The following is a 20,351-nucleotide window of genomic DNA, read 5'->3' as shown; positions in this document are numbered from 1 at the left end:
ACCCTCAAACTTCACCTAATCCTCCCACCAGTACATCTCAAATAACCGCCCCACCACCAGCACAACCCAACCTGGCTCTCATCTTCCTCCACCAACGCACAAGACACTCACCCCCAAACGCCATCCTCCTCTCACCAACACAATCGACATACCCCTTTCTCCACTCACACCAGCCTCATCCCCCACATCATACGCTCTTTTAAAAATCCCCTCGAAGAGAGCCCTCCCAAACCCACCTCTCACACTAATGCCCTAGCCATCTGGCCATCTCCCACAGCCACCCTCAAACTTCATCCATCTCCCCCACCAGTACATCTCAAATAACCACCCCACCACCAGCACAACCCAACCTGGCTCTCACCTTCCTCTACCAACGCACAGGGCACTCACCCCCAAACGCCATCCTCCTCTCACCAACACAATCGACATACCCCTTTCTCCACTCACATCAGCCTCATCCCCCACATCATACGCTCTTTTAAAAATCCCCCTCGAAGAGGGCCCTCCCAAACACAGCCCCTCAAAAAGCCCCCACACATAAAGATCCCCCCTCTTTATAAGAAAACCTCCCTTAAGAGAGGGGCAAAGCAATCAACCTATGGCACTACATAAAAATCGTTTTGGGGTGAGCGGCAACTCAAATTATAAGCAACACGCTGAGCAACCTTTCGCGAAATAAAAGGAACTGCCTTGTGTTTTTGTGGTTCAAGCATAATCGTATTGCGAAGGGTTCCAGCATAATAAAGGGGAACTCCGTGATAAATTGTTTGAAGATAGTTCGCCATAATAATTCACCTCCAATAACGGTCCAAAACATCACACGGGCGCAAGCGATGCTGTTCTTCATAAGACCCATAGACATTATCCTGATACACACGGGTAGCCTTGTCTTCTAAATACTCATGATACACATCACTATCGAGAATAAAGGGATGAAAGTAACCATCTTGCTCATCAAGATCGTGAGATTTCATATACACTTCAGCAACGTGCTCACTCACATCATCAGCATGGAGAGTCCTTAAATCGAGCCGTAAAAATCTTTGAACAGCATCGCATTGCTCCATAAGATCCAAAACCTCCTCAAGGTAATCAATAGGCCCAACATAAACATCATCATCTGCATCCTCACCAAGAATGATGAGGATTTCATCCTCTTTAACGAATGGAATGTCTTTCATAAATTTCTCCCTCAGACAGTTGATAAAGCTAAACTCTGTCTTGACATAGTCAAATATAGCGTTAGTCTTATCTCCTCTATGGGAGATATGTCAATTGTTTTATCCTTAATAGAAGATATATTTTTAATTTTTGCGAACATTCTAACAGTGCGTAAAAATTGACTAATTTTCTATCCCATTTTCACATTGTTCTCTATTTGTTCCAAATAGACACAAAGACAAACAAAAGAGCACAATAAATAGGCAAAAACAGATGAGTCAATAAACACAAACAGATTGGGAGAGCTGAAATGAGTGATTTAAAATTGATACAGTATTGGGGAAATCTTGAGCCTGAAAGTCAAAGAGCTGTTATGGTTTTACTTCGTCAGTTGGTCTGCGCAAGAGAGTTAAAATTGCTTGTCGTTCCTCAGGAGAAATCTTTGCAAGAAGATCAATAAATTCCCGATCTTCAGGGGCAGGATTTTCTCCATAAAGAATATAGCTCATACTCACATTAATTGTCTGACACACGTTTGCAAGCGATTCAATCGTGGGGTCTTTCCCTTCAGAAAGAATAGAGTGGAGATAACCAGCTCCTTTTCCTGCTGCAAGGGAAATAGAGCGCTTTGATCGTCCACTTTTTACAAGTGCTTCATTCAATCTGTGACGCCAACCATCAATACTCATAAGTCTCACCCTTAGCTGTCTTCAATAAAATACACAGTCTTTCATAAAATTGACTTGCAATATCCTTTAAAGAGGATATAAAATTATAAATAAATTTTATTTAGGGAGTGAATTCTACATTTTATCAAAAAACAATGAAACACCCCAAAAGACACAAACAGCCCACCTCCAAAGCCTATGCATCTTCTGTATGTATTATTTATCCTTTACAGTTTATGCAACCTCAAATTGCAAACTCCACCCCTTCTAGTAAATACGACTGACTTTCAGATGATTTAAGAGAAATACAAAAATAAATACAACACTCTAACAAATAATAGAACAAAATGAAACAAAACCAAAACAAATCAGAAACATTTTACGAAATCGTAAATTTTGATTGCACGCATTAAGGAGGAAGCAAAAGGCTGTTTTTAGTTTTTTTCTTCCACAAAAGCCGCCTCAATCAAAACTTTTTAAACAAAAAACGAAACCTTAAAAAAGGCTTATTCCCTCATTTAAGAAAGCTTATCCCCCCATGAAACAAGCTGAACAATCTGCATTTCCCAATTATGAATCGTCTACACTTCCTTATGTTTGCTGGTATCAAAATGACTTTTTAGGTGGGGTACGCGGAATGCGTGCGCACGAAATTGGAATTTACACAATTCTTCTCAATGAAATGTATGCAAGGGGCCGTCCTTTAGATTTATCAGAAGAACGTTTAGCACGCCTTTGTGGTTGTGATAAGCGAACTTTTACCAGTGTTTTAGAAATGTTGATTGCAGAAGGCAAGATTTTAAATTTAACCTGTGGATTATGGAATAAGCGATGCGAAAATGTGTTTCGTGAGCGAGCACAATTGCTTGAACAAAAATCTTCTGCGGGTCGCTCTTCAGCACAAAAACGTAAAAAAATCAATGAAAAAATTCAACATCTGCTCAACACATGCCCTACAGATGGTGAACTTAACTCAAAAGCTCAGAAGGAAGAAAAAGAAACACCTAACGGTGTTTCACAAAAGAAAGATGTTTGTTCTGATACCAAACCCCACTTCACAAAACATCTCCTCACACAACCCCACTCCACAAAGCACCCCGCTGAACATCCCACCGAGCAGACCGCTTCATGCCCATCCAGCGCGCACTTATCCACCACCCACCCATCTATCACCCACTCATCCACTGAGCTCCTCCCCACTGAGCTCCTCGTACCAGATCTTGCCAGCACATATCCTGAAACACAACCCCACTCCACAAAGCACCCTGCTGAACATCCCACCGAGCAGACCGCTCCATGCCCATCCAGCGCGCATTCTTCCACTGCCCTCTCATCATCCACCCCCCTCTCATCCACTGGGCTCCTTGCACCAGATCTTGCCACCACATATCCTGAAACAACCCCCCACTCCACCAAGCACCCTGCTGAACATCCCACCGAGCAGACCGCTCCATGCCCATCCAGCGTGCATTCTTCCACCGCCCTCTCATCATCCACTGAGCACTGCCCTACCGAGCACTCATCCGCCGAGCTCCTTGCACCAAACCTTGCCACCACATATCCTGAAACACCCCCCCACTCCACAAAGCACCCTGCTGAACATCCCACCGAGCAGACCGCTCCATGCCCATCCAGCGCGCATTCTTCCACTGCCCTCTCATCATCCACTGAGCACTGCCCTACCGAGCACTCATCCACTGAGTTCCTCGCACCAGACCTTGCCACCACATATCCTGAAACAAACCCCCACTCCATAAAGCACCCCGCTGAACATGCCACCGAGCAGACCGCTTCATGCCCATCCAGCGCGCATTCTTCCACTGCCCTCTCATCATCCACCCCCCTCTCATCCAGCGCGCATTCTTCCACCGCAAAAAGCTTGAAAGGCCACCGCCTTCCTGCCAACTGGGTGGGCGACATTCACGCAGCAATCTCAGAAGGTCTAAGCGAAGAACAAGCCCGCTGGCAAGAAAAGAAATTTCGCGACTATTGGCATGCTAAAAGCGGAAAACAAGCCCTAAAGGTCGACTGGTCAGCCACATGGCGCAATTGGTATCGGCGTGAAATCGAGCGATTAAGAGAAAACCAAGAAAGGCTTTGCGCTTTATCATCTGGTTCAAACACATGGCCTCACAGCACTCAAGAAGATGCCCTTTACCGCAACCTTATCAATTATCAAGCAAAGTAACAAAAACCCAAATCAAAAACCAAAGCCAATACAACCAGACAAACAAAGCAACATAAGAAAACCAATGCAAACATAACTTTAAGCGCCATACAAATACAACACAAACATAAACTTCAAGCACAACACAAACACGATATAGACGACTACAAGCAGGGGAACATGAGCACGATTTTTGAAATCAAACAAAAGCTTGCATCTCAAGCAGAATCGGTTGCACAAATGCTTCTCCCACAAGGGAAAAAACGCGGTAATGATTGGATTGTGGGCAGCACACAAGGTGAACCGGGTCAAAGCTTATCACTCTGTTTAAAGGGCAGCAAAGCAGGTCTGTGGTATGATTTTGCAGAAGGAAGTGGCGGTGACCTTTTAGACCTGTGGTGTGCTGTTAAAGCAATCAGCCTTTCTCAAGCATTAGATGAAGCCCGTTCTTACTTAAATCTTTCGCGCCCAAAACCCTTTATGGCCCCGCGTCATCCCTATCGCCTTCCCCCTGTTCCAAAAGGGGGCGAACCCCGCCATGAGGTGAAAAATTATTTACACACAAAACGGCATATCCCCTTGGATATCTTAAAACGTTATCGCATCCAAGAAGATGGAAACCAGATCATTTTTCCATTTTATAAACCCGACGGTACCCTTGCATTGGTAAAAGCGCGCGCTGCACAAGAAGGTGCAAAAGCAAAACCCACAGCTTCTCATTGTGAACCGATTTTATTTGGCTGGCAGGCTCTTTGCCCAACACAGCGCACCCTTGTTATCACCGAAGGTGAAATTGATGCGCTTTCATTAGCAGCCTATGGGTACCCAGCCCTATCAGTCCCCTTTGGAGGGGGCAAGGGGGGTAAACACGCTTGGATTGAAAATGAATTTGATCACCTAGAACCTTTCGAGAAAATTTTCTTAGCAACCGACATGGATAAACCAGGTGAAGAAGCCGCCCTTGAAATTGCCCACAGGCTTGGTCGCCACCGGTGTTATCGTGTCCACTTGCCCTGTAAAGATGCCAATGACTGTTTAAAATCAGGTGTTAAGGCTTCAACCATAAAAGCCGCTTTTTCAAAAGCCCAAAGCTTTGCACCAGAGGGATTAAAACGTGCATCTGATTATCACAACCAGGTGATCGAGCTGTTTTGGCCCACTCCCAAACAGCATCTCGGCTATACACTTCCCTATCCAAAGTTAAATGGCAAATTGTATTTTCGCCCAGCAGAATTAACCCTCTGGAGCGGTGCAAGCGGTGCCGGCAAAAGCCAATTGTTATCAGACTGTATTGTCCATTGGATTGCGCAAAAAAGCCGTCTTTGTTTAGCCTCACTCGAAATGAAAGGGGAACAATCGCTTCGTCGTTTAATCAGACAAACAGGGGGAGATAACCAACCAACAAAAACCATGATCGAACAAATTCTTCATTTTTTAGATGATGGTCTCATTTTGTATGAGCACGTAGGCAAATCAGACATCCAAACCCTGCTTGATGTCTTTGACTATTGCCGTGCAAAATATGGCTGCGATCAATTTATTATCGACAGTTTGATGCGCCTTGGCATCGCTGCAGATGACTATACAGGGCAAGAACAAGCAGTCTATAAAATTGTTGACTGGGCAATTTTAAATGCCGTGCACGTTCACCTTGTCGCCCATGCACGCAAAAGTAGTATAGAGAAAGATATTCCTGGCACTGAAGATATAAAAGGAGCCTCAGAAATTGGAGCCAATGCATTTAATATCATTACAATCTGGCGCAACCGCTCTTTAGAGGATAAAATTCTTTCAGCCCAACGTGCAACAGAAAAAGCTGAACTAGCAGCCCGCCCCGGGGTAATTATGAACATCGCCAAACAACGCTCAGGCGATTTTGAAGGAAAAATCGGCCTTTGGTTTGACCCTAAAACCTACCGCTACCGTTGCTCTTCAACACCCCACCAAGAACCACGCCATTATCTTGAATTCACAGACAAACACCCCTCATCACATCCTCATCCCTCCTCACGGCCCCATTCTCCATCACATCTCCATTTTCCATCACAACCCCAAGAGCACACAAACACACAACCCCCACAATCAAAAAAGGAAAACACAACCTCCCCTTTTACAACTCTGCCCAACAATGCAGCCTTGCCTCACCCCTTAAAACACACCCACCACCCAACACATGCCACACCTTTAAAACAGATCACTCCTTAAAAACGAAACCATACAAAAACAAAACCATCCCCTAAAGAATACTCCCTCGTCCTTAAAAACACTTCCACAGCGTAAAAAACACGCACACCATAAAGAACCCATGTTAACACACACCACTTTAGTAATTTTTTCTCACTTAAAACTCCGTTTCACTCATCCCCGTCATTCTTTACTCATTCCCCTCAGTCTCATTCATTCACCCCCGTTTCCACTCATCCTCATCATCCTCATTTACCCCCTCATTTTCATTTACCCCCTATCATTTTACTAACCACCCTCTTATGTCCACTCATCCCCTTCCATTTTCTTAAAACCCCCATTCTTATTTAAAGACTCCTCCACCCATTCTCATTTAGGTCCCTTTCCCTTTCATTTAGGTCCCCTTCATTTTCATTTAGGTCCCCTTCATTTTCATTTGAAAATCTTCTGACACATTTTTCATCTTAAAGGAGGAAAGCAATGAAATATCACCACGATAAAAATACCAATACACTCAAAAAAAACACTGTAAATTATGCACACCCACATACAAAACACCAGCACATTGGCCACCTAAAAACAGAAGAAATGCTTATCGAAACAAGCAATCCTTATTTTCAACCAACCCATCAAGAAAGCCCCAGCAACCCACGCACCATCGTTGCAGTTGCCAACGCCCATAGCCGCCCCATTGCCCTTTTATATGCAAAAGGACATATCAGCACAGCACAATATAAAGCAGCAGAACGTTTTTATTATTATTGGCACATACAACAAGGTAACACACATATGAGCATCGATTACACTCGTCAAAAAGTCGATGGCGGTCTTTGTTATACAGATACCCTTGAACGCCAAATGGAAGCAACAGATCAATTACAAGCGATTAAGATTCAACTGGGTGTTCTTGGTTACCAACTTGTTGAGCAAGTAATCGGCTATAACCTATCGATCAAAGACTTAAGCCCTTTAAAGCGCAGACAAAACTCTCTTGCTGATCATTTACGCGATTGTCTAGACCTGATGGCAACTCATTGGGGTTATGCGAAAACTTAAATAGTCTTAAATAAACGCACAAAAACTTCCCCACCCCAAAACAATGCCCCCACTCAACCAAGGGGGGTAAAATCCCTTCCCCCCACTCACCTAAATTGAAAAAACAGCATACGCCCTCGGAGCTCCCCCAAATAAACACACCTTTATTCACACTCTCAAACCATGAAACAAACCGCTCCACCCACCTCAACTCCAAAAACAGTGCCCCCACTCAACCAAGGGGGGTAAAATCCCTTCCCCCCACTCACCTAAATTGAAAAAACAGCATAGGCCCTCGGGGCTTTCTCCCAAGCAAACGCGCCCCTTCATTTACCCAAGTAAACATCCATGTCTGAAAGAAATTTGTCTATGGTGCGGGTGGTCGGACTCGAACCGACACTCCTCTCGGAACCAGATTTTGAGTCTGGCGCGTCTACCAGTTCCACCACACCCGCACACTGCAGCTTTTATCACACTGTAGCTTTATCAAGACATAAGGCAAGCTTGTGCCCTTTTCTCTTGCACTATATGAAGAAGTAGAGATTCGTCAACACTGGACTTTCATTTTTTAACTAGACTTTTGTTTTTTTAAGTCTATGCATCATGTTTAACCCATTGAATTGACCTGGTTTAATTTTGAAAATATGTGCTAAAAACTATAGGGGAAACTATACTATAGGGACTTTAAAACCATGATGTTAAACAAATTAAAAGCATGGGTCGTATCATTAGCACAGCGTCGCACAGCGCCACATTGGCTTGGGTTTATTGCTTTTTTTGAAAGTTCCTTTTTTCCAGTTCCGGCTGATGTCTTGTACATTCCAATGGCACTTGTTCGCCCGCAAAAAGCCTATCACTATGCATTAATTGGCACATTGTGTTCTACTTTAGGCGGGGCATTGGGCTGGATCATAGGTTTTTATGCTTACGACACCATCGCCAAACCAATTTTAGAATTCTACGGTAAATATGAAAGTTTTCAGACATTTCAAAATGGCGCAACACTAAAATTTCTCATAATTTTACTGATCACATCAGGGCTTTTCCATTTTCCACCCATCAAGCTTGTCACGCTTTTATCAGGGGTCATGGGCGTACCTCTCCCGCTTTTTATTGTCATCTGTTTCTTAGCGCGTGGAGCTCGCTTTTATCTTTTTGCCTGGTTTATTCGACGTTTTGGTCAAAAAGTGATCGATCTTCTCCTACGTCACTTTACATGGTTTGTGCCCATTGGTTTGATTCTTCTCTTGTTAGTCTATAACCTCTTAGTCTATAAATTATACTCTGCTTTTTAAAATCATTTCCTCGTCCACTTGAAGGAATTGTTAAAATGAATGCTTCTTTGCCTTGCCAATGCTTTATAAAGAAACATCTTTATCGCAAACCAAGCAATAAAGAGCAAAGTTTGTGGGCCTTTTTTCTAACCCTTTGCCTTGCCACCACACTGGGTATCGCACTAAGCTTTGAAATGATCGGTGGTTATCTTCCATGCCACTTATGCCTGCTTGAGCGCCTGCCCTATTACGGTGCTCTCCCGCTTTTAATCTTAGCAGGCTTTTTAGCATGGGTTTCTTGCCTGTCTTCTCTAGTACGGTTTTTATTTATATGCGTTTTTGTGCTCATGGCAACAAGCCTTGGGCTTGCAATCTATCATACCGGTGTTGAATATCACTTTTGGCCAGCACCAGCCCACTGCAGCTTAAATACAATAACACTCACAACAAACGTAGACCAACTTTTTACTTCACTGGAAAAGCCTCCAGCATCTCCCTCTTGTGCTCAAGCACCAGTGCGTTTTCTTTTTCTGTCATTTGCTGGGTGGAATGTCCTTGCCAGTTTGTTGTTCATGCTCCTTAGTCTGTATGTAGCATCCAAAGGACTCCTCTCAAATGATGGATGAACAATAAACACCATAAAGCAAAAACCTGCAAAGCTACAGCACCGCCCTCTAACACAAAGCACATCCCCCCTCCAACACGCACTACCCGTGTAACACACCCGCACACGCTTTTTAAGCGCATCTCTTCCCCTACACACCCTAACACCCTACAACACAAGGCACACCGCCCACAACCCAAACTGCCATCCTACAACACAACCCGCCTCATAAACACAACCCGCACCCCCAGTGCAGCTAAACTTTAAAGGCATTCTACACCCAAAATTGACTCTACACTTAAAATTGACTCTACACCCCAAATTAAACCTTACATTTCAGATTGATTTTACACCCAAGATTTGAGTTTTGATATCCAACCCAACGATATTCAAATTTGACTTTTGTTTGATGCCTCTTACATTTTAGAATTATTCTAATAATGAGAGCAACAATGTCAAAGTCCTCCTCCCCCTCTTCACATCATAACACTTTTGAACACCCTTTATGCCAAGAGATGGTCACTTATGCTCTCAAATTACAAGAAGAACAAGCAGCACTTTATTTAAAATATGCCAAAGCTCTGCAAGAGCATTGTCCAGAGCAAGCGGCAATCTTTGCCAAAATGGGCACCAAAGAGCTTGAGCATTTTCAAGAATCTCTGCGCACAGCTTGCAATATTCCTGCACCAACCTCAGAGCCTTCATCTGATGAGCCTACTCTTTCAGACATTTCGCGCAATGAAACAAATTTTCAAACAGCACAAGAAGAAGATCAAACCACCTCATCACAAACGCAAGCATATAAACAAACACTTTTAACGTGGATTCAACCTGGCCTTGCAGGCCTAATGGATGGGTCTGTCTCAACCCTTGCCCCCACTTTTGCAGCAGCCTTTGCAACAGGTGATACCTATCAAACTTTTTTGATAGGTTTTTCTGCTGCAATTGGTGCAGGTCTTTCAATGGGCTTTACTGAAGCAGCCCATGATGATGGAAAATTATCGGGGCGTGGCTCTCCACTTAAAAGAGGCATTGCCAACGGCGTCATGACAATGCTTGGGGGGCTAGGCCATGCTCTTCCCTATCTTATTGACAACTTTTACCTTGCAACAACCCTTGCTTGCCTTATCGTATTTTTTGAACTCTGGGCTATTGTCTGGATCCAAAATAAATTTATGGCCACACCTTTCTGGCGCGCTTCTTTCCAAGTTATCGTGGGTGGAGCCTTAGTCCTTGCAACGGGTATCCTAATTGGCAGTATATAAACAAAAACGCTTAATCCCACCTCGCCTCTTCCCACCCCACCCAACCACCTCACCTCCCTCTCGACCGCACCGCCTCATCTTCTCTTCTCCCCCCTCTCTCACCTCCCTCTACCGCACCGCCTCATCCCCCTATCACCTTATCCCACGCTTCTCCCACCTCCCTCTCTATCTCGCCACCTCATCCCCCCTTTCCCACCTTATCCCACCCCTTCTTCCAATACTCATTTAACAGCCAAAAGAGCACCACCCCTTGTGACTTCCCTCCCCCCTCTCTCATGCTCCTTGTACCTCACCGATAAATCTTCACTAGCACCCCTTATCGACAAACCTCCACACTAATACCCCCCACCGATAAGCCCTTCATCAACAGCCCCTCCATCAGCAAATCTACCGGCTTGTCTTGCTTGGAAGCTTTTGTTAAAGTGGCTCGCTGTCATTTATATTTTGGAAATTCCACGTTATGTCTCATCCCTCCTCCACTTCGCCTCACCCTTCCCCTAATGCTCATGCACACAGCCAAAAGAGCACCTCTTCTTGTGATTTTTCCTCCACCCCTTCACAAAAGCTTACCCTTTCGGTAGAACGCCTTGCCCACGGGCAAGATTTAGATCTTCCCCAATATGCCACAGCCGGCTCTGCTGGCCTTGATTTGCGGGCAGCATTAGCAGAAAATGAAACAATCGTTTTAACTCCTGGGCAACGTGCCCTCATCCCCACAGGTTTAATTTTCCACCTCTCACCTGGTTATGAAGCACAAATACGTCCACGCTCTGGCTTGGCTTTAAAACATGGTATCACATGCTTAAACACCCCCGGAACGATTGATAGTGACTACCGTGGTGAAGTGAAAGTTCTTCTCATCAATCTAGGGCAAGAAGATTTTTCCATTCAACGTGGAATGCGCATTGCACAAACAGTTATCGCACCTGTTACTCAAGTCAATGTACGTGTCATTGAACCAGATCAGGAAAATACCTCATGTAAAACACATGAAGGAAACCACACACAAGGGCGTGGAACAGGCGGCTTTGGCTCAACAGGGCACAATTAATAATCCCCCGCGGCTCTAATATCTACCCTCCCCCCGCTCCTGTGTAAGGTGCGGTGGGGTTCTTAGCGCTTTTAAAAGCTATTCTCCTGCTTAAAAACGCAACCTCTTAGTGCACTTTTTATAAGAGAATCCCTCTCCCATTCACCATGCAAATAACATAAACAAACCCCTCTCCACTTCTGGAAAACGAAAGCTCTTTTATCTTAAAAAACAGCTCACCCACTATTTTCAAGAGAAAGGCTCTTCTCTTTTCAGGCTCATAAAAAAACCTTATTCATGAGAAAACGTTGTATCAGCTGCAGGCTCTTTGTTACCCCCGCTATCCCCCTCACTATTACCACCCCCCTTGTCATTATTATCACCATTGCCCCTATTTTCTCCATCACCATTATTTCCCCTATCACCCCTGTTTTCTTCCCTACCATTTCTCCCTTCACCATGGTTTAAAGTCTTGTGCATTCCCACAAGACCAATTTTGGTATATCCAGCTGCTTGCAACTGATCCAGCACATTAACAACGCGGCCATAGTCAATTTCTTCATCTGCTTGAATCAAAATCTTTGTTTCTAAATTCTCTTGAGTTTCTCCAGACAAGATCTCAATAAATTCTCTCTCCTCCACAAGAGTGTCACCAACATAAAAAGAATGATCCTTTTGTAAGGTAATATAAAGAGGCTTATCAGGTTGGGAAACAGGCGTTTTTGTTACAGAAGGCAACTGAACAGAAATAACAGATGTTGCCAAAGGCGCAGCCACCATAAACACAATAAGAAGAACCAAAACAACATCAATAAAAGGCGTTACATTGATCTCACTTTGAACCTGAAAATCATCGCCCTCATATTCATTATGATAGTCTGTTTTCATTGTTTGCGGCTTTTTTGCTGTCTTTGTTGGTCGAGTTCACGGCTCAAAAGCCGTTCAATAGCAGCAGCAATATCTCCTAAATCATTTCGATATCCATTAAGAGCACGCGTTAAACCATTATACATAACAACAGCAGGAATAGCGACAAAAAGCCCCACAGCCGTTGCAAGCAAAGCTTCAGCAATTCCCGGCGCCACAACATCCAAGCGCGTTGTCTGAGTTTGAGCAATCCCAATAAAAGCATTCATAATCCCCCAAACGGTTGCAAAAAGCCCAACAAAAGGCGCAATAGCACCAATGGTTGCAAGAACAGCAGTCCCACAAGCCACACGTCTTGTAGCAGCCAGCACACACCGGGCTAAAAGCAAATGTACCCGTTCTTTCACCCCCTCATTGAAAGCATACAAAGCACTATCGTCATCTTTTCGTTCTCTGGTACCTTGAAACTTGATGAAGACCACCTGCTGAGTAGAAAGATTCACCTCTTTGAGCGTTTCTTCCAAAAAGACTGCACCTGCCCCCAGAAAGACCAAATTCGCTTCTTGCTGATTTTTGAAATCAGAGGTCAAATGCGTGAAAGTTTGAGCATTTAGAACAAACTGCAATGCACGATGTGCTTTGCGCTTTGCCCACGTTATTTCAATAATTTTAGCCAGAGCAATCGTCCAAGATATAAGAGAAGCAAGCATCAACACAACAATCACAGCTTGCACAACCCCATCGGCAGCCATAAACATCGAAAAGGGAGAAAAATCACCTGCTGAAAATAAAGTAAAACTCTTACCTAAAGCCCCTGTTTCAGATTCCATTGTTTCTCACAAATCTCCAAAATGACCCCACCCCTCCTTTTTAAAACGGTTATAAAAAATAAAAGAAGACAAATCAAGTCCAGTTTATAATAAAAAGTGCCATCACTTTTACTCATAAAACAATCATTCACCCACACAATCTTAAAGCCGCTCACACACCTCTCTTAAAGCCCCAACCATACACTCACATACCCCCCATTCACCACTTCACGCCTCAGCATCCCCCACTCACACCTCTCATGCACACACATACCTCACGTACCCAACCTACCCCACACAGCACATCTGCCTCCTCAAGCACACTCTCCCAACCCTCCCCCACTTGACTACCTGACCACCTTTCCCCACTCATACTAATCCCACAACAGTACCCACAGCTCGTATCATCCCTCCAAGCTCGCACACCACACAACACCCACAACCTCCTCTCTCCCAAACACCTCTCTTCCCTCACACATCACTCCTCTTCCCAAGTCTGTCTGCTCATCCCCGCCCTTTCAAACCAACGCCCCAACCATACACTCACACACCCCTCTCTCACCACTTCACGCCTCAGCATCCCCCACTCACACCTCTCATGCACACACATACCTCACGTACCCAACCTACCCCACACCGCACATCTGCCTCCTCTCAAACACACCCCAACCCTCCCCCGCTTGACTACCCTGACCACCTTTCCCCTCTCACACTAATCCCACAATAGTACCCACAGCTCAGCTCGTATGTATCATCCCTTCAAGCTCGCAACACCACACAACACTCACAGCCTACTCTCTCACAAACACCTCTCTCCTCCACACATCACTCCTCTTCCCAAGTCTGTCTGCTCATCCCCACCCTTTCAAACCAAAGCCCCGGCACCATCCTCACGCCTCAGCATCTCCCCACTCACACACCCTCACGCACCCAACCTATCCCACACAGCACATCTTCCCCCCTCTCAAGCACACTCCCAACCCTCCCCTACTTGACTACCTGACCACCTTTCCCCACTCATACTAATCCCACAACAGTACCCACAGCTCGTATCATCCCTCCAAGCTCGCACACCATACAACACCCACAACCTCCTCGCTCTCATCCCCCCTTCCCCGACATCCACCCCTTTTCCCAAGTCTGTCTGCTCATCCCCGCCCTTTCAAACCAACGCCCCAACCATACACTCACTCCCCTCTCTCACCACCTCACGCCTCAGCATCCCCTCACTCACACCTCGCACGCACACCTCCCGCACGTACCCAACCTATCCCACACAGCACATCCTCTCCCCCGCACGCATATCCCTCTTACGCATACTTCCCCTCATGCATTTATGCATCTCTTTTAAAGAGAGCCCACACTCCCTAAAGGTTCGCATATACAACCATAGGTTTATCTATAAAACCTAACAATTCAATCGCAAAGGGGGCATAGACTGTTGCAAAACTTCATGAAAAAAGAATCATAAAAATTTTGTCCATGCCATCATATCCTATTTTTCAAGGGTTTTTTGCGTAACCTGCCTTATACCGTTAAGAATCTTTAGGAAAAACAACATTTATAAAAATACACTTATAAATTGTATTAAGCATGGAACCAATATGATTTGGGGGCGTTAAACACTAAAGAATGTTCAAATCTTTGACTCAGGTGATGGCCTTCACCGTGAATCGAAAATAACCAAAAAAGAAGGAAGAATCATTATGGCAAACAACAAAGCAGCAGATGACAGAGCAACATCAACAGAAAAAGACCTGCACGCTCAATTGAAACAATTACGCAGTGAAATGGCAAACATAACCTCAGCACTAAGTGACCTTGGTTCAAACACATTATTAAGCGAAGCCAAAAACAAAGCAACAAAACTCTATGCTTCAGTAAAAGACAGTGGTGAAGACATTGTATCACAAGCCAAAGATGTCTTAAGCGATTTTGAACATAATTTAAGCAGATGTGTACGCAAAAATCCTAGTAAGAGCGTTTTGGTTGCAGCGGGTATTGGTTTTGTTCTCTCTTACTTGATCCGCCGTTAACTCATGCAAACGTCTATTGTATCCTTACTGTACCAATTGACTGGCAGAAATCTCAAAAATACGATCAAACAGATCCGTATCCAAGCAATTTGCTGTGGAATTATTGGGTTTTCATTATTGATGGCTCTAGTGTTTTTAAATGTCTTAAGCTTCCTTGCTTTGTGTTTAGTGATGCACCCAGTTGGTGCAGCCACAACAATGGTATTTATTTGGTTTTTTGTTGCAGGATTAAGTGTTTTGCTAAGTCGGTTTTTCAAAGCATATCAACAACGCAATTATCAAAGACACTATAAAGAACAGCACCGTAAGTTTATGACAGAGTCAACTCTTTCCAGCATCGCAATGCTGGGTAAATACTTGCCTCTTGTTAAATTAGGAGTGCCAGCCTTGGGACTTGCAGCTTACTTTTTGTGGCAAAAAGATAAAAAAGATCACTTTTAAAACATATAGCTATTGTGATTCACCCCCCAAAGGCACATTCTTCTATACCCAGAGAATGTGCCTTTTTCCTCTGCAAAAAGCACACCCCCCCACAAGAGCACATCTGCCCCCTCTCAAAGCATACCCCCACCCCCCTTCACGCTTGACTACCCTGACCACCTTTCCCCACGCGCTACTGACCCCACAACAGTACCCACCAGCTCACACCATTCCTCAAACGCACTCAACCTCATCCCCTCTCCAACCAAGCACACACCACAATAACACCCAACACCTCTCTCCCAATTACCCCTCTCCCACACATCCTCTTCCTTCCCAGCACATTCACCTTGTGTAAAAAGCACACACACCTTTAAACCAAACTTGCTCATGAAATATTGAGAAACCCTCAGCACACAAAAGATACAAATAAAGTACCCCCCATTATTATCGTCAAAATGATAAACGGAATGAGATTGATTTAATTCAGCTTACAAACCCGCGATTTGTTTTCACCAGCCTTTAAGGGAAAGAGTAATCCTTAACCACCTAAAACCCCGCGCAAGATAAGGCGCTTTAGACCTCTCTTAAAACACCCCCTCCCCCAGAAAGGGCATTCTACATCCACCCTTGGAGCACTCTAAACACGATCATTGCGCACAATAACGTCTGCAATATCTGCCGCAATAGTTTCAATGGCTTTAGTATCATCACCTTCAACCATCACACGGATCAACGGCTCAGTTCCAGAAGCACGAATAACCAACCGTGTTTCCTTTCCCAGCCCTTCTGTCACTTGATCAATCGCAGCTTTGACCGGAGATTTGTTCAACACATTTTTGTCTTTAATTGTTATATTTTTCAAAATTTGGGGCACAGGCTCAAAACGCTTACACAGCTCGCTCATCGAAAGTTGGCTTTCTTTCATGCACGCTAAAATCTGCAAAGCAACAACTAACCCATCACCCGTTGTCCCAAAATCACTCAAGACAATGTGCCCACAATTTTCCCCACCAACATTATAACCCTTCTCACGCATCGCTTCGACAACATAGCGATCCCCAACCTTAGTACGCACCAAATCCAACCCCTTAGCGTTTAAAAAACGCTCCAACCCAAGATTTGTCATAATGGTTGTCACAACACCATTGCACTGCAGCCGCTCAGTTTTGTGCCAATGCTCAGCAAGCACCGCAATTAATTGATCACCATCTACGGTTTGGGCTTTTTCATCAACCATTAAAACACGATCACCATCCCCATCAAGAGCAATCCCCACATCGGCACGCACCTCATGAACTTTCTCTTTTAAAGAAGTCAGATTAGTAGATCCACATTCTTGATTAATATTAAAACCATTAGGCTCATGATTGATCGCAATAACCTCTGCACCCAATTCCCATAAAGCAAGTGGTGCAGCCTTATATGCAGCACCATTGGCACAATCGACCACAATACGCAAAGAATCCAAACGCACATCACGCGGCAGCGTACGTTTTGCATATTCAATATAACGGTAAATATCCCCTTCAACCCGTTTTGCACGCCCAATTTCTGCACAATTTGCTAAAGAATGTGAAAGATCTTTCTCAAGTAATTGTTCAATTTTTGCTTCAATTTTATCTGAAAGCTTAAAACCATCAGGGCCAAAAAGCTTAATTCCATTGTCGTAATAAGGGTTATGAGAAGCAGAAATCATCACTCCAATATCTGCCCGCAGAGAACGGCAAAGCATGGCAACAGCAGGGGTTGGCACAGGCCCAAGCAAAAAAGCTTCCATTCCAGCAGCAGTAAATCCTGAAACTAAAGCATTTTCGAGCATATAACCAGACAATCGAGTATCTTTACCAATCACCACACGGCACGGCTGCCCTTGTGAGCGAAACAAAACACCCACAGCCATCCCCACTTTCATGGCAAAATCTGGTGTCATAGGAAAACAATTGGCTTTCCCCCGAATACCATCTGTTCCGAAATATTTTTGCGCCATCTTTTTTCCCTTTTCACCCAGAAGACCCTTCGGGTCATCAACCTTCCAAATTAATTACCAATCACTCTACCACAACCCATTCAAAAATCATCGATTCCCCCTCAAGCTATCATCTCTTTAAACCACAAACCATTCAGCTCACCAAAATGCCCCCACCAATCTGCCAAGTTGCCAACCGTTCCTCACAAACTTCGTTCTTTAAACCCCTTCGGGTCATCAACCTTCCAAATTAATTACTAACCACTCTACCACAACCCCTTCGAGAATCATCAATCCCCCCTCAAGCTATCACCCCTTTAAACCACAAACCACTCAGCTTACCAAAATGCCCCACCAATCTGCCAAATTTCCAACCGTTCCTCACAAATCTTGCTCTTCAAGCCCACTCCTAGAACCCTCCTCACAAAGCCCCCAATCTTTTTAAAAAAGACCAGCCTCTCGCACGAATCTATTGAGATAAACAACCTTTACCCACGCACAAAAATCCTGTTCCCAATAGATAACTTACTAAAGCAACACCTTAACACTCTTCCATCTTTTCAAAACGTGTCTGCATGCACAAGAAAGCCCACACACCCAGCCAAAGACCTCTCACTTATTGTTAAAATCTTCGACTTAAAGTCAGCAAAACCTCCTGCTTACTGCTTTACTCAAATCTTAAAGGGAAGTTTTTTGCATTGAGTACTATTTACCTATTTCTAAGCATCTGGATTGCTCGCAGAATCACTTTTTGCTTTCACCTTCTTGTTATCACTTGCCTTTAGCGTATTTTTAGAAGCACTTTTAGAACTACGCACCTTTTTCTCGGCAACATCCGTTTTCTTCTCAGTAACATCCGTTTTCTTTTCCGCAGCAGAAGATTTGAGCTTTTCTTTTCCACCCTTACCACCTGTTTTAGGCACAGATGAAGTACGTGAAGGCACATGATCATTACCCTGTGTGCGTGAAGGTGGTTTACCCGCAATCACTTCGTTAATTTCTGCACCAGTTAATGTTTCATATTCTAACAAACCTTGTGCCAACGCAAACCATTGTTTCTTTTTTGTTGTAAGAATTTTTGTTGCACTTTTATAAGCATCATCAATAAGTCTGCGCACTTCCGCATCAATCATGCGTGCCGTTTCTTCAGAGACATTTTGCGTTCTTGCAACCGAATGACCTAAAAAAACTTCATCCTGATTATCGCCATAAGCAACATTGCCAAGCATATCAGAAAATCCCCACCTTGTGATCATAGCACGTGCCAATTTTGTAGCCTGTTCAATATCAGAAGCCGCACCAGATGTGATATTTTCCTTGCCAAATTTTAATTCTTCGGCCACTCTTCCACCCATCATAATAGCCAAGCGTGAAATCATCCACCGATAGCTCATGGAATAACGATCGCCTTCAGGCAATTGCATGACCATCCCCAAAGCTCTTCCTCTTGGCACAATTGTTGCTTTGTGAACAGGGTCAGCAACAGGCACATTTAAAGCCACAATAGCATGCCCCGCTTCATGATAAGCAGTCAGCTCTTTTTCCTCTTGTGTCATAGCGGTTGAACGGCGTTCAGCCCCCATCATGACTTTATCTTTCGCGTCTTCAAACTCTTGCATTGTCACCACTCTTTTGTTGCGGCTTGCAGCCATTAAAGCAGCTTCATTAACAAGGTTCATCAAATCAGCACCGGAAAACCCTGGTGTTCCTCTTGCCAAAACTTTCAAATCAACATTGGGCGCTAAAGGCACATTGCGCACATGAACTTTCAAGATCTGCTCACGCCCAGCAACATCAGGGTTTGGCACAACAACTTGTCGATCAAAACGCCCTGGTCTTAACAAAGCAGGGTCAAGCACATCTGGCCGGTTTGTTGCAGCAATTAAAATAATGCTTTCATTAGGTTCAAACCCATCCATTTCAACAAGCAACTGGTTTAATGTCTGTTCACGCTCGTCGTTTCCACCGCCAAGTCCTGCACCACGGTGGCGCCCAACCGCATCAATTTCATCAATAAAGATAATGCAAGGAGCATTTTTTTTAGCTTGTTCAAACATATCACGAACACGGCTTGCCCCAACACCCACAAACATTTCCACAAAATCTGACCCTGAAATGGTAAAAAATGGAACATTAGCTTCCCCAGCAACAGAGCGTGCAAGCAAGGTTTTCCCGGTTCCTGGTGGTCCAACAAGTAAAACCCCACGGGGAATACGCCCCCCTAAACGCTGAAATTTTTGTGGATCACGTAGAAAATCGACAATTTCTTGTAAATCCTGCTTTGCTTCTTCAACACCAGCAACATCTTGAAAGGTGACCCGTCCATGCGCCTCGTTTAGCAATTTTGCTTTTGATTTCCCAAACCCCATTGCACCACGTGATCCATTTTGCATTTGTCGCATAAAAAAGATCCACGCCCCAACGATAATAATAACAGGAAGAAGAGAGAACAATAAATTGAGAAAGATACTATTCCCAGAACTTTCAGGCACAGCCTTCACATTAACCTTCTTATCTTCCAACTTTTGTACCAAAGAGGGATCTCTTGGTGCATAAGTTGAAATGATTCGACGATCAGCCGTATGTCCTGTTAACTTTTGACCTTGGATAGTCACAGTTGTAAACTCGTTATTCTCGACCTTCTTTAAAAAATCAGAATAGGAAAGCTCACTATTCCCAGTCCGCTGGGTGCTTCCATTAAAGAAAGAAAATAACGCAATGAGTACTAAGGCAATGAGCCCCCAAATCATGAGGGAGCGGTAATTGGAATTCATATTCAGTCCATTTATCAGATATAAATTTTTATAGAATTATGAGTAACATATAATCTTGTCCACGCCTTGCCAAGACATGAATGAGATG

General features: G+C 44.2%; 19 protein-coding genes, 1 tRNA gene and 1 pseudogene. 9 read left to right on the top strand and 12 right to left on the bottom strand.

Annotation, left to right across the window (positions count from 1 at the left end; translation table 11 throughout):
• Positions 1-78 precede the first annotated feature (78 nt).
• The 5 genes from J7R05_RS01770 to J7R05_RS01750 all read right to left on the bottom strand — a co-directional run bounded on the left by J7R05_RS01770 (position 79) and on the right by J7R05_RS01750 (position 1,850).
• Positions 79-243, bottom strand: a complete 165-nt coding sequence (locus J7R05_RS01770) for a hypothetical protein (protein ID WP_208540930.1) — start codon at positions 241-243, stop codon at positions 79-81.
• 114 nt (positions 244-357) lie between these two features.
• Complete coding sequence (locus J7R05_RS01765) at positions 358-510, bottom strand: hypothetical protein (RefSeq protein WP_208540929.1); 153 nt, start codon at positions 508-510, stop codon at positions 358-360.
• An 86-nt stretch (positions 511-596) separates the two neighbouring features.
• Positions 597-785: a hypothetical protein gene (locus tag J7R05_RS01760; protein WP_208540928.1), complete on the bottom strand. Its 189-nt coding sequence runs from the start codon at positions 783-785 to the stop codon at positions 597-599.
• A gap of 6 nt (positions 786-791) precedes the next feature.
• Positions 792-1,181, bottom strand: a complete 390-nt coding sequence (locus J7R05_RS01755) for a hypothetical protein (protein ID WP_208540927.1) — start codon at positions 1,179-1,181, stop codon at positions 792-794.
• Between the two features lie 351 nt (positions 1,182-1,532).
• Positions 1,533-1,850, bottom strand: coding sequence for an XRE family transcriptional regulator (locus J7R05_RS01750; protein WP_208540926.1), 318 nt, complete (start codon positions 1,848-1,850; stop codon positions 1,533-1,535).
• A gap of 517 nt (positions 1,851-2,367) precedes the next feature.
• Between J7R05_RS01750 and J7R05_RS01745 the strand changes: the two are divergent.
• The 3 genes and pseudogenes from J7R05_RS01745 to J7R05_RS01730 form a co-directional block, all read left to right on the top strand.
• A pseudogene (locus J7R05_RS01745) lies at positions 2,368-2,854 on the top strand (YdaU family protein); the annotation flags it as partial.
• 1,322 nt (positions 2,855-4,176) lie between these two features.
• Entirely contained in the window at positions 4,177-6,201 is a 2,025-nt protein-coding gene (locus J7R05_RS01735; RefSeq protein WP_208540925.1) for a toprim domain-containing protein, read from the top strand.
• Between the two features lie 459 nt (positions 6,202-6,660).
• Complete coding sequence (locus J7R05_RS01730) at positions 6,661-7,236, top strand: hypothetical protein (RefSeq protein WP_208540924.1); 576 nt, start codon at positions 6,661-6,663, stop codon at positions 7,234-7,236.
• Between the two features lie 349 nt (positions 7,237-7,585).
• Here J7R05_RS01730 and J7R05_RS01725 read toward each other — a convergent pair.
• Positions 7,586-7,670: transfer RNA gene (locus J7R05_RS01725), tRNA-Leu, on the bottom strand.
• Between the two features lie 237 nt (positions 7,671-7,907).
• Here J7R05_RS01725 and J7R05_RS01720 point away from each other — a divergent pair.
• The 4 genes from J7R05_RS01720 to dut all read left to right on the top strand — a co-directional run bounded on the left by J7R05_RS01720 (position 7,908) and on the right by dut (position 11,409).
• Positions 7,908-8,510, top strand: a complete 603-nt coding sequence (locus J7R05_RS01720) for a YqaA family protein (protein ID WP_208540923.1) — start codon at positions 7,908-7,910, stop codon at positions 8,508-8,510.
• A 35-nt stretch (positions 8,511-8,545) separates the two neighbouring features.
• Complete coding sequence (locus J7R05_RS01715) at positions 8,546-9,115, top strand: disulfide bond formation protein B (protein ID WP_208540922.1); 570 nt, start codon at positions 8,546-8,548, stop codon at positions 9,113-9,115.
• A gap of 493 nt (positions 9,116-9,608) precedes the next feature.
• The gene (locus tag J7R05_RS01710; protein WP_425490150.1) at positions 9,609-10,358 is read left to right on the top strand and encodes a VIT1/CCC1 transporter family protein; all 750 of its coding nucleotides are present in this window, start codon (positions 9,609-9,611) and stop codon (positions 10,356-10,358) included.
• A 460-nt stretch (positions 10,359-10,818) separates the two neighbouring features.
• Positions 10,819-11,409 carry a dUTP diphosphatase gene (gene dut / locus J7R05_RS01705; RefSeq protein WP_208540920.1) on the top strand — a complete coding sequence of 197 codons (591 nt, stop codon included), beginning with the start codon at positions 10,819-10,821 and terminating at the stop codon, positions 11,407-11,409.
• Positions 11,410-11,679: 270 nt separating this feature from the next.
• Here the strand turns inward: dut and J7R05_RS01700 are convergent, their stop codons facing one another.
• The 3 genes from J7R05_RS01700 to J7R05_RS01690 form a co-directional block, all read right to left on the bottom strand.
• Positions 11,680-12,276 (bottom strand): biopolymer transporter ExbD, encoded by a 597-nt coding sequence (locus J7R05_RS01700; RefSeq protein ID WP_208540919.1) that lies wholly within the window; start codon positions 12,274-12,276, stop codon positions 11,680-11,682.
• On the bottom strand, positions 12,273-13,085 hold the full coding sequence (gene exbB / locus J7R05_RS01695; protein ID WP_208540918.1) for a tonB-system energizer ExbB: 813 nt from the start codon (positions 13,083-13,085) through the stop codon (positions 12,273-12,275). Before exbB ends, J7R05_RS01700 begins: the two co-directional genes overlap by 4 nt.
• 214 nt (positions 13,086-13,299) lie before the next feature.
• Complete coding sequence (locus J7R05_RS01690) at positions 13,300-13,437, bottom strand: hypothetical protein (RefSeq protein ID WP_208540917.1); 138 nt, start codon at positions 13,435-13,437, stop codon at positions 13,300-13,302.
• 1,333 nt (positions 13,438-14,770) lie between these two features.
• Between J7R05_RS01690 and J7R05_RS01685 the strand changes: the two genes are divergently transcribed.
• Positions 14,771-15,100, top strand: a complete 330-nt coding sequence (locus tag J7R05_RS01685) for an ElaB/YgaM/YqjD family protein (RefSeq protein ID WP_208540916.1) — start codon at positions 14,771-14,773, stop codon at positions 15,098-15,100.
• 3 nt (positions 15,101-15,103) lie between these two features.
• Positions 15,104-15,541: a hypothetical protein gene (locus J7R05_RS01680; RefSeq protein ID WP_208540915.1), complete on the top strand. Its 438-nt coding sequence runs from the start codon at positions 15,104-15,106 to the stop codon at positions 15,539-15,541.
• Between the two features lie 146 nt (positions 15,542-15,687).
• Here J7R05_RS01680 and J7R05_RS01675 read toward each other — a convergent pair whose 3' ends face one another.
• From J7R05_RS01675 to ftsH, 3 genes are all read right to left on the bottom strand, one after another.
• On the bottom strand, positions 15,688-15,912 hold the full coding sequence (locus tag J7R05_RS01675; protein ID WP_208540914.1) for a hypothetical protein: 225 nt from the start codon (positions 15,910-15,912) through the stop codon (positions 15,688-15,690).
• 248 nt (positions 15,913-16,160) lie between these two features.
• On the bottom strand, positions 16,161-17,510 hold the full coding sequence (gene glmM / locus J7R05_RS01670) for a phosphoglucosamine mutase (RefSeq protein ID WP_208540913.1): 1,350 nt from the start codon (positions 17,508-17,510) through the stop codon (positions 16,161-16,163).
• Between the two features lie 698 nt (positions 17,511-18,208).
• The gene (ftsH, locus tag J7R05_RS01665; RefSeq protein WP_208540912.1) at positions 18,209-20,263 is read right to left on the bottom strand and encodes an ATP-dependent zinc metalloprotease FtsH; all 2,055 of its coding nucleotides are present in this window, start codon (positions 20,261-20,263) and stop codon (positions 18,209-18,211) included.
• Between the last annotated feature and the right edge of the window lie 88 nt (positions 20,264-20,351).

Source organism: Bartonella capreoli, from assembly GCF_902813205.1.
Taxonomy (GTDB): Bacteria; Pseudomonadota; Alphaproteobacteria; order Rhizobiales; family Rhizobiaceae; genus Bartonella; species Bartonella schoenbuchensis.
This window is presented reverse-complemented; position numbering and strand designations above follow the sequence as displayed.

Coding starts and splice junctions, on each gene's coding strand:
- J7R05_RS01735 (WP_208540925.1), top strand. CDS start 4,177: ATGAGCACGATTTTTGAAATCAAACAAAAGCTTGCATCTCAAGCAGAA.
- J7R05_RS01690 (WP_208540917.1), bottom strand. CDS start 13,437: ATGAGTGGGGAAAGGTGGTCAGGTAGTCAAGTGGGGGAGGGTTGGGAG.
- dut (WP_208540920.1), top strand. CDS start 10,819: ATGTCTCATCCCTCCTCCACTTCGCCTCACCCTTCCCCTAATGCTCAT.
- J7R05_RS01720 (WP_208540923.1), top strand. CDS start 7,908: ATGATGTTAAACAAATTAAAAGCATGGGTCGTATCATTAGCACAGCGT.
- J7R05_RS01675 (WP_208540914.1), bottom strand. CDS start 15,912: ATGAGCAAGTTTGGTTTAAAGGTGTGTGTGCTTTTTACACAAGGTGAA.
- J7R05_RS01710 (WP_425490150.1), top strand. CDS start 9,609: ATGGTCACTTATGCTCTCAAATTACAAGAAGAACAAGCAGCACTTTAT.
- J7R05_RS01730 (WP_208540924.1), top strand. CDS start 6,661: ATGAAATATCACCACGATAAAAATACCAATACACTCAAAAAAAACACT.
- J7R05_RS01760 (WP_208540928.1), bottom strand. CDS start 785: ATGGCGAACTATCTTCAAACAATTTATCACGGAGTTCCCCTTTATTAT.
- J7R05_RS01680 (WP_208540915.1), top strand. CDS start 15,104: ATGCAAACGTCTATTGTATCCTTACTGTACCAATTGACTGGCAGAAAT.
- J7R05_RS01750 (WP_208540926.1), bottom strand. CDS start 1,850: ATGAGTATTGATGGTTGGCGTCACAGATTGAATGAAGCACTTGTAAAA.
- J7R05_RS01715 (WP_208540922.1), top strand. CDS start 8,546: ATGAATGCTTCTTTGCCTTGCCAATGCTTTATAAAGAAACATCTTTAT.
- J7R05_RS01700 (WP_208540919.1), bottom strand. CDS start 12,276: ATGAAAACAGACTATCATAATGAATATGAGGGCGATGATTTTCAGGTT.
- exbB (WP_208540918.1), bottom strand. CDS start 13,085: ATGGAATCTGAAACAGGGGCTTTAGGTAAGAGTTTTACTTTATTTTCA.
- J7R05_RS01755 (WP_208540927.1), bottom strand. CDS start 1,181: ATGAAAGACATTCCATTCGTTAAAGAGGATGAAATCCTCATCATTCTT.
- J7R05_RS01685 (WP_208540916.1), top strand. CDS start 14,771: ATGGCAAACAACAAAGCAGCAGATGACAGAGCAACATCAACAGAAAAA.
- glmM (WP_208540913.1), bottom strand. CDS start 17,510: ATGGCGCAAAAATATTTCGGAACAGATGGTATTCGGGGGAAAGCCAAT.
- ftsH (WP_208540912.1), bottom strand. CDS start 20,263: ATGAATTCCAATTACCGCTCCCTCATGATTTGGGGGCTCATTGCCTTA.